Source organism: Thauera sp. (assembly GCF_047601425.1).
In the GTDB taxonomy this organism is placed as follows: Bacteria; Pseudomonadota; Gammaproteobacteria; order Burkholderiales; family Rhodocyclaceae; genus Thauera.
In genome coordinates, this window is sequence record NZ_JASGJL010000002.1 from 292,347 (window position 1) to 305,640 (window position 13,294).

At 66.7% G+C, this 13,294-nt stretch carries 13 protein-coding genes; 6 read left to right on the forward strand and 7 right to left on the reverse strand.

Going from position 1 to position 13,294, the window contains the following annotated elements; genetic code table 11:
- Positions 1–71: 71 nt before the first annotated feature.
- The 3 genes from QM748_RS17865 (at position 72) to QM748_RS17875 (ending at position 2,056) form a co-directional block, all read left to right on the forward strand.
- On the forward strand, positions 72–1,067 hold the full coding sequence (locus tag QM748_RS17865; RefSeq protein ID WP_415248337.1) for a hypothetical protein: 996 nt from the start codon (positions 72–74) through the stop codon (positions 1,065–1,067).
- Between the two features lie 159 nt (positions 1,068–1,226).
- Positions 1,227–1,487, forward strand: coding sequence for a helix-turn-helix domain-containing protein (locus QM748_RS17870; protein WP_263460547.1), 261 nt, complete (start codon positions 1,227–1,229; stop codon positions 1,485–1,487).
- A gap of 29 nt (positions 1,488–1,516) precedes the next feature.
- Entirely contained in the window at positions 1,517–2,056 is a 540-nt protein-coding gene (locus QM748_RS17875) for a HipA domain-containing protein (protein ID WP_415248690.1), read from the forward strand.
- Positions 2,057–2,128: 72 nt separating this feature from the next.
- On the opposite strand, the gene QM748_RS17880 is transcribed toward QM748_RS17875, so the two are convergent.
- The 7 genes from QM748_RS17880 to urtA form a co-directional block, all read right to left on the reverse strand.
- Positions 2,129–2,473 (reverse strand): FmdB family zinc ribbon protein, encoded by a 345-nt coding sequence (locus QM748_RS17880; RefSeq protein WP_415248338.1) that lies wholly within the window; start codon positions 2,471–2,473, stop codon positions 2,129–2,131.
- Positions 2,474–2,531: 58 nt separating this feature from the next.
- Positions 2,532–3,764, reverse strand: coding sequence for a formamidase (gene fmdA / locus QM748_RS17885; RefSeq protein ID WP_415248339.1), 1,233 nt, complete (start codon positions 3,762–3,764; stop codon positions 2,532–2,534).
- Positions 3,765–3,787: 23 nt separating this feature from the next.
- The gene (gene urtE / locus QM748_RS17890; RefSeq protein WP_415248340.1) at positions 3,788–4,477 is read right to left on the reverse strand and encodes an urea ABC transporter ATP-binding subunit UrtE; all 690 of its coding nucleotides are present in this window, start codon (positions 4,475–4,477) and stop codon (positions 3,788–3,790) included.
- Between the two features lie 29 nt (positions 4,478–4,506).
- A complete protein-coding gene (urtD, locus tag QM748_RS17895; protein ID WP_415248341.1) occupies positions 4,507–5,250 on the reverse strand; it encodes an urea ABC transporter ATP-binding protein UrtD in 744 nt (247 codons plus the stop codon).
- A 21-nt stretch (positions 5,251–5,271) separates the two neighbouring features.
- Positions 5,272–6,531 (reverse strand): urea ABC transporter permease subunit UrtC, encoded by a 1,260-nt coding sequence (urtC, locus tag QM748_RS17900; protein WP_415248342.1) that lies wholly within the window; start codon positions 6,529–6,531, stop codon positions 5,272–5,274.
- Between the two features lie 40 nt (positions 6,532–6,571).
- On the reverse strand, positions 6,572–7,486 hold the full coding sequence (gene urtB / locus QM748_RS17905) for an urea ABC transporter permease subunit UrtB (protein ID WP_415248343.1): 915 nt from the start codon (positions 7,484–7,486) through the stop codon (positions 6,572–6,574).
- A 70-nt stretch (positions 7,487–7,556) separates the two neighbouring features.
- Positions 7,557–8,807 carry an urea ABC transporter substrate-binding protein gene (gene urtA, locus QM748_RS17910; protein WP_415248344.1) on the reverse strand — a complete coding sequence of 417 codons (1,251 nt, stop codon included), beginning with the start codon at positions 8,805–8,807 and terminating at the stop codon, positions 7,557–7,559.
- 352 nt (positions 8,808–9,159) lie between these two features.
- Between urtA and QM748_RS17915 the strand changes: the two genes are divergently transcribed.
- From QM748_RS17915 to QM748_RS17925, 3 genes are read left to right on the forward strand one after another with little or no spacing between them, the layout of a single operon-like run.
- Positions 9,160–11,931: an ATP-binding protein gene (locus QM748_RS17915; protein ID WP_415248345.1), complete on the forward strand. Its 2,772-nt coding sequence runs from the start codon at positions 9,160–9,162 to the stop codon at positions 11,929–11,931.
- Positions 11,816–12,634 carry a response regulator transcription factor gene (locus tag QM748_RS17920; protein WP_415248346.1) on the forward strand — a complete coding sequence of 273 codons (819 nt, stop codon included), beginning with the start codon at positions 11,816–11,818 and terminating at the stop codon, positions 12,632–12,634. The genes QM748_RS17915 and QM748_RS17920 overlap by 116 nt, the downstream gene beginning before the upstream one ends.
- The gene (locus tag QM748_RS17925) at positions 12,627–13,289 is read left to right on the forward strand and encodes a response regulator transcription factor (protein WP_415248347.1); all 663 of its coding nucleotides are present in this window, start codon (positions 12,627–12,629) and stop codon (positions 13,287–13,289) included. The genes QM748_RS17920 and QM748_RS17925 overlap by 8 nt, the downstream gene beginning before the upstream one ends.
- Positions 13,290–13,294: the final 5 nt, after the last annotated feature.

Consider the following 13,294-nt stretch of genomic DNA (forward strand, 5'->3'; position numbering starts at 1 on the left):
TGATGCTGGCAGCCGTGCTGTGCGCCGCCTGTAGTTCACTGTCCGTACAGCGTGTCCCCGGAAATCCGTTGTTGGCGACGCTGCCCTTTCAGGCCGCGGGTATCGAGGACGGCCGTGAAGCATTTGCTGCGCGCTTCTCCCGCGAGCTCGAGGCGGATGGCTACCCCGCGAATCCGTCGAACTGGCTTCATCATGTCGATGAGACGGCGGGTAAGGCATTACCTGTGGAGGTGGTGCCCCGCGGGATGAGCGTGCTGGTCATTCCCGGCATCTTCGGCGATTGCGTGGACGAGCAGTCGCTGCCTTTCAGCGATGGTATCGCGCGTGAACGGCCGGCGAATTACACCGAAGGCTACGCGCATTACCGGGCATCGCTGGGTTCGGTGCGTGCAATCCAGTTGAGCGGACGTGCTTCGTCGGCGAGCAATGCCGTGCTGCTTGCCGACGAAGTGCAGGCGGAAGCCCAACGTGCTGGCGTCGAGGCGATCGTGCTGGTGGCCTATTCCAAGGGGCTGCCGGATGCGCTGCTGGCGCTGGATGTCCTGCGGCGCGAAGGTCGCTTGCCGTCGGAGCTGAAGGCCCTGGTGTCGATCTCGGGTGTGCTGCTGGGAACGCCGATCGCGGATCGCTACCAGCGCCTGCACGACAGCCTGGCGCCACTGTTTGCGCCGCTGGGATGCTCGCAGTCGGCCGGCGGCGAGGTGGCGAGCCTCACGGTACGGGAGCGCCTGCCCTGGCTCGTCGCCCGGCGCCTGCCGGAGCGCATCGCGCTTTATTCGGTGGTCGCTCATGCGGAGCGCGACGCGGTTTCGCCGGGCCTGCGCCACTTCCACGACTTGCTCGCCACGCTGGACCCGATGAACGACGGGCAGGTGATCGCCGGCTGGAGCCTGCTGCCGGGCTCGACGCTGCTGGCCGAAGTGAAGTCCGACCATTGGACTTATGTGCTGCCGCTGTCGGGACATCCCAGCCTGCTGGTTCGCACCATCGCCTCGCCTGCCGACTTTCCGCGCGCGGCATTCTTCCGCGCCGTGGTGAAGAGCGTGGTGCAGGATCTGCAGCGTTGACGCGCTTGGGCTGCCGGACTGCGTGCCCGGTTGTCTCTGGTTTCCTCATGTTTGCCAGCGTGCGCGATCAGCATCAAGCACCCTGATCTCTCTTGCTGTTCTGTATCCCTTGGGCTACATTTTTGATGAAAACATGGAAAAAGATGCCCGAGGGCTACAATGACTACACTTTCCGATGTTGCCCAGATGCTCAGGAGCGCTCGCCGCGAAGCGCTGCTGAGCCAGCATGAACTGGCCCAGCGGGCAGGCGTTGCGCGCACGACTGTGGCGCGGATGGAGAACCTGTCCAAGGGGGACATGAGCGTGTCGGTACTGGTACGCCTGCTCGAAGCGGCGGGTTATGACCTGAAGCTGGTCAAGGCCGGTCACGTGCGCACGGTCGAGGACATCCTGGCCGAGCAGCGCCAGGATGATGCGTGATGAAACTCGACGTCTAGGTCAGCGGAAAACTGGAGCAGTTCGGCTGGCATCTGCTGCTCAACTATGTGGTGCGCAATGCCGACTGCCATGCGAAGAACATCGCGCTCCATTACACCAGCCTGGCCGACGTGGGCTATTCCCCGGTCTACGATGTCGTGACCACTCAGGCGTATCCGCGCTACGCGAACAATCCTCCGGGCTTGCCGGTCGATGGCCGCCAGACCTGGGCTGCGGGCAAGACGCTGGAGCGCTTCTTCAATACACGTTTGGGAGTGCCGCCGCGGCGCTATGCCGAAATGGTCGAGCGCCTGTGCGAGTCGGCCGTGGAGGTGGGCAACGAAGTGATCGAGGCGGCAAGGAACGAGCCGCGCTGGCATGCCGTCGCCAAGCAGATGGTGCATGCGTGGAACGAAGGCATGTCGTCCCTGCTCGACCCGAAGAAATCGGTGGCGTTCAGAGGACTGGATGCGGCCATTGCCGAAGCGGGTTTCTCCGCTCCGGAGCCACCTGAGAGTGCTCGAACGGAGATCGGTCGATCCGAATTGCTCGCGCCGCGCCGGAAGCGTTGAGCGTCAGGGGAGCGTGCCGTGATGGCTGTGCAGGCTGGTCGGAAGACGGCGATGGCCCCTGCTGTCGTTTCCTCAGTGGCTGATCATCCACGGCCGCTTGGCCGGGAAGGCTTTCGAGCCGTCGGGCGCACGCAGCGTGGCTTTCGAGGGCTTGCCGCCGCAGCAGCCGCAGCCCGGCCCGTGCTTGTGGCGGGTGGCGTATTCGGCGCTGGTCATCGGTGCGTGGGCGGCGCGTTCGTTGGTGGCGTGGGCGCTGCGGCTGGCGCTGTCCAGGGTGGCCAGCGTGGGGGCGCTCAGCATCACGCGGTAGGCGGCGGTGCCGCAGCGGGGGCAGGGGCAGGCTTCGTTGCGCGCGCTCATCGGGCGCAGCGCGGAGAAGTCGCCGCAGTCTTCGCAGAAGTATTCGTAGGTCGGCATGGTGTGCTCCCTAAGCGGGCCGCCGCATTGGGGCGGCGGTCCGTCTGGCGTGTGGCGGTCAGGTCTTGTCGTAGGCGATCGGCATGTCGACGGCGCCGTCGATGAATCTGGTCGGGCCGGCGGCACTCGGGTTGATGTCGAACTCGAAGATCTCGGTCGGCAGCCACAGCGTGGCGCAGGCGTTGGGGATGTCGACCACGCCGCTGATGTGGCCCTGGACCGGCGCGGTGCCGAGGATGGAGTAGGCCTGGGCGCCGGAGTAGCCGAACTTCTTCAGGTACTCGATGGCGTTGAGGCAGGCCTGGCGGTAGGCCACATGCACGTCGAGGTAGTGCTGCTTGCCCTGCTCATCGACCGAGATGCCTTCGAAGATCACGTAGTCCTTGTAGTTCGGAGTGATCGGGCTGGGCTTGAAGATCGGGTTCTTGATGCCGTACTTGGCCATGCCGTCCTTGATCAGGCTGACGCGCATGTGCACCCAGCCGGCCATCTCGATGGCGCCGCAGAAGGTGATTTCGCCGTCGCCCTGGGAGAAGTGCAGGTCGCCCACCGACAGGCCGGCGCCCTTGACGTAGACCGGGAAGAACACCCGTGCGCCGCGCGACAGGTCCTTGATGTCGCAGTTGCCGCCATGTTCGCGCGGCGGCACGGTGCGGGCGCCTTCGGCGGCAGCCTTGTCGCGCGCCTCGCCCTTGAGCTTGCCCATGTGCGCGGTTTTGGGCGCGGGCGGGTTGGCCAGCGGCGGCACGCGGTCGGGCTGGGTGGCGATGAAATCCACTTCGCGCTCGTTCCAGGTGCCGAGCATCTTCTGGTCGGGCAGGCAGCCGATCAGGCCGGGGTGGATCAGGCCGGCGAAGCGCACGCCGGGGATGTGGCGGCTCTTGGTGAACATGCCTTCGAAATCCCAGATCGACTTCTGCGCATGGGGGAAGTGCTCGGTCAGGAAGCCGCCACCGTTGGTCTTGGAGAAGAAGCCGTTGAAGCCCCACAGGCTCTCGTCCTTGGCGCCGATGTCGAGCAGGTCGACCACCAGCAGATCGCCGGGCTCGGCGCCTTCGACGCCGACCGGGCCGGACAGGAAATGCACCGTCAACAGGTCAACGTCGCGCACGTCGGACGCATCGTCGTCGTTCTTGATCGCGCCGCCGGTCCAGTCGTAGGTTTCGAGCACGAAGTCGTCGCCCGGCTTGACCCAGCACGCCATCGGGATGTCCGGGTGCCAGCGGTTGTGCACCATCTCGTTTTCGTAGGGGGACTGCTTCAGATCGACCTTGATCAGGGTTTCAGGCATGGCACACCTCTTTCTTGGATGGGTTACACGGAGAGGAACTGCTTGATGTGGGCTTCGTCGGTGTCGGCGCGCGCGCTTTCATGGACGAGGCGTCCGCCTTCGATGACGAACAGGCGGTCGGCCACGTCCATCGCGAAGGAAAGAACCTGCTCGGACACGACGATGGTGATCTGGCGGATCTTGCGGATCTCGTTCAGAGCCTTCGCGATGTCCTTGATGATCGAGGGCTGGATGCCCTCGGTGGGCTCGTCGAGCAGCAGCACCTTGGGCTCGGTGACGAGCGCGCGGGCGATCGCCAGTTGCTGCTGCTGGCCGCCCGACAGGTTGCCGCCCTTGCGCCGGCGCATGTCCCACAGCACCGGGAACAGGGCGTAGATTTCCTCCGGCACTTTCTTGACCTTGGCGTTTTCCAGCCCGGTCTCGATGTTTTCCTGCACCGTGAGGGTGGGGAAGATCATCCGGCCCTGCGGCACGTAGGCGATGCCCTTGGCGACGCGGCGGTAGCTTTCGTCCTTGCCGACTTCGACGCCGTCAACCTCGACGCTGCCGGATCTGAGCGGCAGCACGCCCATCAGCGACTTGAACAAGGTGGTCTTGCCCATGCCGTTGCGGCCCATGATGGCGACGGCTTCATTGCGCTGCGCGGCGAACGAGATGCCGTGCAGGGCCTCGCTCTGGCCGTAGTTGACGACGAGGTTGGATACCTTGAGCATGGTGTTCTCCAGTGGGGGCGTGGCCGCAATCAATGGCCCAGGTAAACGTCGATGACCTTGGGATCGGCCTGCACCTTGTCCATCGGCCCTTCGGCGAGGATCCTGCCCTGGTGCATGACCGTGACCTTGTGGGCGATGCGGGCGACGAATTCCATGTCGTGCTCGATGACGATCACCGAGCGGTTCCGGCAGATGCGGTTCAGCAGCTCGGCGGTCAGTTCGCGCTCGCGCGCGCTCATGCCAGCGATCGGTTCGTCGAGCATCAGCAGCTCGGGGTCTTGCATCAGCAGCATGCCGATCTCCAGCCACTGCTTCTGGCCGTGCGACAGCAGGCCGGCTTCGAGGTCGAGACGGTCGGCGAGGCCGATCATGTCGGCGATCTCGTCGACCTTGGCCTTCACTTCCTCGTCGCACTTGAAGCCGAGCGCGCCGAACACGCCGCGGCCGCGCGGGTAGGACACTTCCAGGTTCTTGAACACGCTGAGGTTTTCGTAGATCGACGGGGTCTGGAACTTCCGCCCGATGCCGGCGCGCACGATCATGTGCTCGGGCAGCCGGGTCATCTCCTGGTTCTTGAACTTGATGCTGCCGGCCGAGGCCTTGGTCTTGCCGCAGATGAGATCGAGCAGTGTGGTCTTGCCGGCGCCGTTGGGGCCGATGACCACGCGCAGCTCGCCGCGATCGACGTAGAGGTTGAGGCTGTCGATGGCCTTGAAGCCGTCGAAGGAGACCGTCAGGTCTTCCACCGCGAGGACGAAGTCGGTGTTGCTCATGATGTCTGTCTCCCTGTGCCGTCAGGCCGACTGGCTGCTGACCTTGGTGCCGATGCCCAGGCCGGGGTCGGCGGCGACCGCGGGCGTGGAATGTGAGGCCGCGGGGGAAGCCGAGGGGCCGGGCGATGCGATCGGGGCGGCAGCCTGCTGGCCGGCTTCGCCCGGCGCGCCGGCCGGCGGTCCGCCGGCCTCGGCGGCACCGCCCTTGCGCCGTGCCAGCCAGGGCTTGAGGTGGCTCTCGTACAGGCCGGCCAGGCCGTTGGGAAAGGCCATGACGACGCCGATGAACAGCGCGGCCATCAGGAACAGCCACAGGTCGGGGAAGGTCTCGGAGAAGTAGGTCTTGCCGAAATTGACCAGCAGCGCGCCATACACCGCGCCGACCAGGCTCATGCGCCCGCCCACCGCGGCGAAGATCACCATCTCGATCGAGGGCACGATGCCGATCAGCGTCGGCGACATGAAGCCGACCTGCAGCGTGAACAGCGCGCCGCCGATCGCCGACAGCGCCGCCGCCAGGCAGAAGGCGAAGACCTTGAACATCGACACGTCGTAGCCCGAGAAGCGCACGCGGTCTTCCTTGTCGCGCATCGCCAGCAGCAGCGTGCCGAGCTTGCTGAGCTGGATCCAGCGGCACAGCAGCACGGCGGCGAGCAGCAGCGCGGAGCTGACGAAGTACAGCACGGTCTTGGCTTCATCGCTGCGGATGTCCCAGCCGAGCAGGGTCTTGAGGTCGGTCATGCCGTTGACGCCGCCGGTGTAGCCCTGCTGGCCGATGATCAGCACGGTCAGGATCAGCGCCACCGCTTGGGTGATGATGGCGAAATACACCCCGCCGACGCGGCGCTTGAACATCGCGTAGCTGATGACGAAGGCCAGCAGCACCGGCACCGCCACCACTGCGAACAGCGTGAAGCCGAAGGAGTTGAACGGTTCCCACCACAGCGGCAGCGCGGTGAGCTGGTTCCAGTCCATGAAGTCGGGGATGCCCGGCGTCGATTGGATGGCGGTGCTTTGCGGGTCGGACGCTTCCAGCTTCAGGAACATCGCCATCGCGTAGCCGCCGAGGCCGAAGAACACGCCCTGGCCCAGGCTCAGCACGCCGCCGTAGCCCCACAGCATCACCAGGCCGATGGCGACGAAGCCGTAGGTCAGGTACTTGCCGACCAGGTTCAGGCGGAAGCTGTCCATCGCCAGCGGGAACACCACCAGCAGCAGGACGGCGAGGATCGCGATGCTGGCGAGGCCGCTGCGATCCAGCCAGGTTTTGAGTGCATCCATGATTGGCTCTCCGTGGGTTCTCGTGTGTCGGGGCGCCGGATCAGCGGCGCACCTTGGATGCGAACAGGCCTTGCGGGCGCAGCATCAGGATGGTCACGATCAGCAGCAGGGTCAGCAGCTTGGCCATCGAGCCGGACAGGAAGAATTCCGAGATCGACTGGGTCTGGGCGATGCCGAAGGCTGATACCACGGTGCCCCACAGGCTGGCGGCGCCGCCGAAGGTCACCACCAGGAAGGCGTCGACGATGTACAGCGAGCCGCTGGTCGGGCCGGTCGAGCCGATGGTGGTGAAGGCCGCGCCGGCGACGCCAGCGATGCCGCAGCCGATGGCGAAGGTGACGCGGTCGGTGCGCGTGGTGTTGATGCCGATGGCGTTGGCCATGGCGCGGTTGGCGACGGTGGCGCGCACGCGCAGGCCCCAGCGCGACTTGTACAGCGCCAGCAGCACGCCGCCGGTGACGAGCACGGTGAGGCCGAGCACGAACATGCCGTTGATCGGGATGTCGAGGCCTTCGGTGACTTCCCACGAGCCCATCAGCCAGTCGGGCAGCGTGGGGCTGACTTCCTTCGGCCCGATCAGGGTGCGGAAGGCCTGCTGCATCGCCAGCGACAGGCCCCAGGTGGCGAGCAGGGTGTCGAGCGGGCGCTTGTACAGGTACCGGATCAGCGCCCATTCCGCCAGCCAGCCGAAGATGAAGGCGACGATGAAGGCGCAGACGATGGCGAAGGGGAAATAGGCCTGCATCAGTCCCGGCGCGTAGCTTTCGGTCAGCGTCGACAGCAGGAAGATGGTGTAGGCGCCGATGGTCATGAACTCGCCGTGCGCCATGTTGATGACGCCCATCTGGCCGAAGATGATCGCCAGGCCCAGACCCATCAGCAGCAGCACCGCGAACAGGCTCAGGCCGGCAAAACCCTGCATCAGGGTGATGTTGTAGATTTCGTCGAAGGACATGGCGCTTCTCCGGGGAAAGTCGGACGGGGCAGCGCCGCCGCGCCGTGAGCGGCGCGGCGGCCGGCGGGGCTTACTGGTAGCCCTTGGGGAAGGGGTCCGGCACCATCAGCTCGGGCGATTCCGCCACCACCTTGAAGCTGCCGTCGGGCTGGCCTTCGGCGATGCGGGCCTTGCTGTACAGGTGATGGTTCTCGTGGATCTTCACGTAGCCTTCGGGCGCGGTCGGCAGCTCGATGCCCGGCGAGGCGGCGACGACCTTGTCAACGTCGAAGCTGCCTGCCTTCTCGACCGCCGCCTTCCACAGCCAGGGGCCGAGATAGGCGGCCTGGGTGACGTCGCCGATCACCGCCTTCGGCCCGTAGGCCTTCTTGAAGGCTTCGACGAAGGCCTTGTTGTTGGCGTTGTCGAGCGACTGGAAGTACTTCATCGAGGAATAGAAGCCGGCGAAGTTTTCGCCGCCGACGCCCAGCATCTCGTCCTCGGTCACCGACAGCGTCAGCAGGAACTGCTTCGCGCCGGTGATGCCGGCCGCCTTCAACTGCTTGTAGAAGGCCACGTTCGAGCCGCCCACCACCGCGGCGAAGATGCAGTCCGGCTTGGCGATCTTGATCTTGTTGATCAGCGAGTTGAAGTTGGTGTGGCCGAGCGGGTAGTACTCCTCGCCGACGATCTTGCCGCCCTGGAAGGCCTCGACGTGCTTGCGCGCGATCTTCATCGAGGTGCGCGGCCAGATGTAGTCGGAGCCGATCAGGAAGAAGGTCTTGGCGCTCTTCTGCTGCTTGGCCCAGTCGAGGCCGTAGAGGATCTGCTGGGTCGCTTCCTGGCCGGTGTAGATGACGTTCTTCGACTGCTCCAGGCCTTCGTAGAAGGTCGGGTAGTAGAGCAGGCCGTTTTCCTTCTCGAAGATCGGCAGCACCGCCTTGCGCGAGGCCGAGGTCCAGCAGCCGAACACGGTGGCGACCTTGTCGTTGACCAGCAGCTTGCGCGACTTCTCGGCGAAGGTCGGCCAGTCGGAGGCGCCGTCTTCCTTGATGACGCGGATCTTGCGGCCGAGGATGCCGCCCATCGCGTTGATCTGGTCGATGGCGAGCTGTTCGGCCTGGATCGAGCCGGTCTCGGAGATCGCCATGGTGCCGGTGGCCGAGTGCAGCTGGCCGACCACGACCTCGGTGTCGGTGACGGCCAGGCCGGTGGTGTTGACCTGGGCGGTGGGCAGCGCGGCGGCATGGCCGATGCGGGACATCGCCAGGGCGAGCGGGAGGGCTGCGGCGCCGAGCATGAACTTGCGGCGCTGGGAGGAGGGCAGGTGCTGGTCGGACATGGATCGCTCCTTGATGGGTGGGCGGCGGTGCGGGAGGCGGGACGGATCAGCGTCTCGCTGCGGTGCACAAACTACCCATCGGGCGCGATGCGGCGAATACGTCAAACGACGTATGGGGATGCGCAGGCGGCGGCGCTATGGTTTTGTGCAGCGCACAGGCGCCGCGCGCGAGCGTCCGTCCCCCATGCTGGTGCGTGGGCACCGGCAGGATGCGCCGACACGGTGCGAACCGGCGCGCGCTGCGAACCGTGGAGGGCCGCGGTGCCGTCCCCGGGGGCCGTGTGCCGTACGGGAACGCCTTTTGCTGAACCCCGGGATCGTCCCGATCCTTTTTCTCTCGCCGCCTATCGCCGTGACCGCTCCCGCCACCCAGCGCATTCTCCCCATCCGCCGCGAGTACAACGCCTGGGTCGCGGACGAGACGCTGGAGGACTACGCCCTGCGTTATGCGCCGCTCGGCTTCCGCAAGTGGTCGTTCTCGCGCATCGCCAATACCGCGCTCGGCGCGGTGTCCTTCCTCGCCCTGGAGGCGATCGGCGGCACCATCGCGCTGAACTGGGGCTTCACCAACGCGGTGTGGGCGATCGGCCTGGTGGCGCTGGTGATCTTCCTCACCGGCCTGCCGATCAGCTACTACGCCGCGCGCGAGGCGCTGGACATGGATCTGCTGACGCGCGGCGCCGGCTTCGGCTACATCGGCTCGACCATCACCTCGCTGATCTACGCTTCCTTCACCTTCATCTTCTTCGCCATCGAGGCGGCGATCATGGCGTTGGCGCTGGAACTGTGGTTCGGCCTGCCGCTGCAGTGGGGCTATCTGCTCAGTTCGCTGGTGGTGATTCCGCTGGTGACGCACGGCATCACCTGGATCAGCCGCCTGCAGGCGTGGACCCAGCCGGTGTTCGTCGTGCTGCTGTTGACGCCCTTCTTCTTCATGCTGGTGCGCGAGCCCGAGCTGTACGTGGCCTTCACCGAATTCGGCGGCCGCCACGGCAACAGCTTCGACTGGCTGGCGGTCGGGGCCGGCTGCACCGTGGCGGTGGCGCTGATCTCGCAGATCGGCGAGCAGGTCGACTTCCTGCGCTTCCTGCCGCCGCCGGGCAGGCGCAACACGCTGCGCTGGTGGGCGTCGGTGATCGCCGCCGGGCCGGGCTGGATCATTCCCGGCGCGCTGAAGATGCTGGGCGGCGCCTTCCTCGCCTTCGTCGCGCTGCAGGCGATGGTGCCGCCGGACAAGGCCTTGCAGCCGACGCAGATGTACCTGGCCGGCTTCGGCCACGTCGTGGACGATCCGCGCGCCGCGGTGGCGCTGGCCTGCGTCTTCGTCATCATCTGCCAGGTCAAGATCAACGTCACCAACGCCTATGCCGGCTCGCTGGCCTGGTCGAACTTCTTCTCGCGCCTGACCCACAGCCATCCTGGACGGGTGGTATGGCTGATCTTCAACGTGCTGATCGCCTTGATGCTGATGCTGCTGGGGGTGTTCGAGGCGCTGGAGCAGGTGCTCGGCGTGTATGCCAGCGTGGCGGTGGCCTGGATCGGCGCGGTGGTGGCGGATCTCGTCGTCAACAAGCCGCTCGGCCTGTCGCCGCGCCATATCGAGTTCAAGCGCGCCTACCTGTACGACATCAATCCGGTGGGCGTCGGTTCGATGCTGGCCGGTTCGGTGCTCGGCATCGTCGCCTTCGGCGGCCATCTGGGCGCCGCGGCGCAGGCTTTCGCGCCCTTCATCTCGCTCGGCACCGCCTTCGTGCTGGCGCCGCTGATCGCCTGGGCCACCGGCGGCCGTTATTACCTCGCCCGGCCGCGCGAGACGCAGTGGCGGCCGGCGCAGCAACTGCGCTGCGTGGTGTGCGAGAACCGCTTCGAGTCCGAGGACATGGCGCAGTGCCCGGCCTACGGCGGGGCGATCTGTTCGCTGTGCTGCACGCTGGATGCGCGCTGCCGTGACCGCTGCAAGCCGGCACCTGGCTTGTTCGGGCGCCTGGCGGCGCGGATGGCAGGCTGGATGCCGTCGCCGGCCTCGGCGCGGGTGGCGCGGCGGGTGGGGCAGTTCCTGCTGGTGTTCTCGGTCTGCAGCCTGGTGCTGGCCGCGGTGGTGGCGCTGGTCTACCAGCAGGAGCTGATCGCCGCCGAGGCCGGCGAAACCGACCTCGGCATCGCCTTCGTGCGCATCTTCGCGGTGCTGGTGCTGCTCGCCGCGCTGGGCATCTGGTGGCTGGTGCTGGTCAATGAAAGCCGGCGGGTGGCGCAGGAGGAGTCCGAGCGCCAGAACCAGCTGCTGCTGCGCGAGATCGAGGCCCACCGCGACACCGACGCCAAGCTGCAGCAGGCCAAGGAAGACGCCGAGGCCGCCAACGCGGCCAAGAGCCGCTACGTGCGCGGCATCAGCCACGAGCTGCGCACGCCGCTCAACACCATCCTCGGCTACTGCCAGATCATGCTGCGCGACACCGACCTGCCGCGCCGGCGGCGCGACGCGATCTCCACCATCCAGCGCAGCGGCGAACACCTGCTGGGGCTGATCGACGGCCTGCTCGACATCGCCAGCATCGAAGCCGGCCGCCTGCAGTTCAGGCGCGAGGAGATCCGCTTCGGCGAATTCCTCGCCCACATCGAAAAGATGTTCCGCCTCGAAGCGGTGAGGAAGGGGCTGGATTTCCGCTCCGAGTTCAGCGACGGCATGCCCGAAGTGGTGCAGGGCGACACCGGCCGCCTGCGCCAGATCCTGATCAACCTGCTGGCCAACGCGGTGCGCTATACCGAGCGCGGCGAAGTGCGACTGAAGATCGCCTGGCGAAGCGAGACGGCGGTGTTCGAGATCTGCGACACCGGCTGCGGCATCGCGCAGGAGGACATGGAGCGCATCTTCCTGCCCTTCGAGCGCGGCACCGGTGCTGGCGTGGCCAGCGTACCCGGCACGGGCCTGGGGCTGACGATCACCCGCCTGCTGGTCGAACTCGCCGGCGGCCAGCTCACGGTCGAACAGCACGCCGGGGCGCGGCAGCGTGTTCCGCGTCAAGCTTCACCTGCCGCGCGTTGCCCGGCCGAAGCTGGCGCTGCGGCCCGAGCGCGAGATCCGCGGCTATGCCGGCCGCCGCCGCTGCCTGCTGGTGGTGGATGACCAGCCCGGCCAGAGCCGGCTGATCGCCGACATGTTGCGGCCGCGCGGCTTCCTGGTGCATGAATGCCGGCATCCGGACGAAGTGCCGGGCCTGCTCGGCAGCTTGCAGCCCGACTTGGTTTTCCTCGACGTGTCGATGCCGGCGCTCGATGGCTGGACGCTGTGCCGCCGGCTGCGCGATGCCGGTCACGGCATGCCGATCGTGATGGTTTCGGCCAATGCCTACGAGAACCTGCCGCAGCGGCGCGAGGCGGCAGGCTGCGATGACTTCATCGTCAAGCCGGTGCTGGAAACCGAGCTCTTCGCGCGGCTGAGCGCCTGGCTGGGGTTGAGCTGGACCTATGCGGAGGCGCAGCCAGCCGAAGATGCCGGCGTGGGTGGCGGGCAGGCCATGTCGGTGCCTGGGCCGGTGCCGCACGCACTGCAGCAGGGCGGGGAAGAGGGCTGGAATGCGTTGCCGGCCGCTGCCCGCTTGCCTGCCGCCATGCCGGACCCCGGGCTGGCGGGGCTGTCCGCGCGCGTTCGTGCCGAGCTGCGCGACTTCGCCGACCTCGGCCATCTGCAGGGCCTGATCCGCCGCCTCGACGAACTCGAAGTCCTGCATCCCGAGCTGCAGGTGCCGCTGGCCGCGTTGCGCGAGATGACGATGGCGCTGCGCTTCGATTCCCTGCTGCGAGTGCTGGATGAGGCTGCCGATGACTGAGACGGACGAAACGCAGCGCGAACGCGCGGTCGTGCTGCTGATCGACGATGCGCCCGACACCGTGCGCATGATCGCCGAGGCGCTCGACGATGCCGGCTATACCGTGCTGGTGGCAACCGACGGCGCCAGCGCGCTGAAGCGGGTCGGACGCGTCATTCCCGACGCGGTGCTGCTTGATGCCTGCATGCCGGGCATGGATGGTTTCGAGACTTGCCGCCGGCTCAAGCAGGTATCGGGCATGCGCACCGTGCCGGTGATCTTCATGACCGGGCTGGCGGAAACCGAGCGCCTGGTCGAAGGCCTGTCGGCCGGCGGCATCGACTATCTGGTGAAGCCCGTGGTGCCCGATGAACTGGTCGCCCGGCTGCAGGCTCATCTGCGTGTCGCGCGCGAAATGAATGCCGCGATCAGCGCCCGCGGCAGCGAGGCGCCGGTGGAAAGTGCGTCACCGGGCCAACTGCCGAATCCGCTGACTCCGCGTGAAATGGACGTGCTGGAATGGGTGGCGCGCGGCAAGACCAACCGCGACGTGGCGGAAATCCTCGACATGAGCCCGCGCACCGTCAACAAGCATCTCGAGCACATCTACGAGAAGCTCGGAGTGGAGACGCGGACCGCCGCGGTTGCCCAGTTCGCGCGGCTGGCACGTCCCTGAGTGGT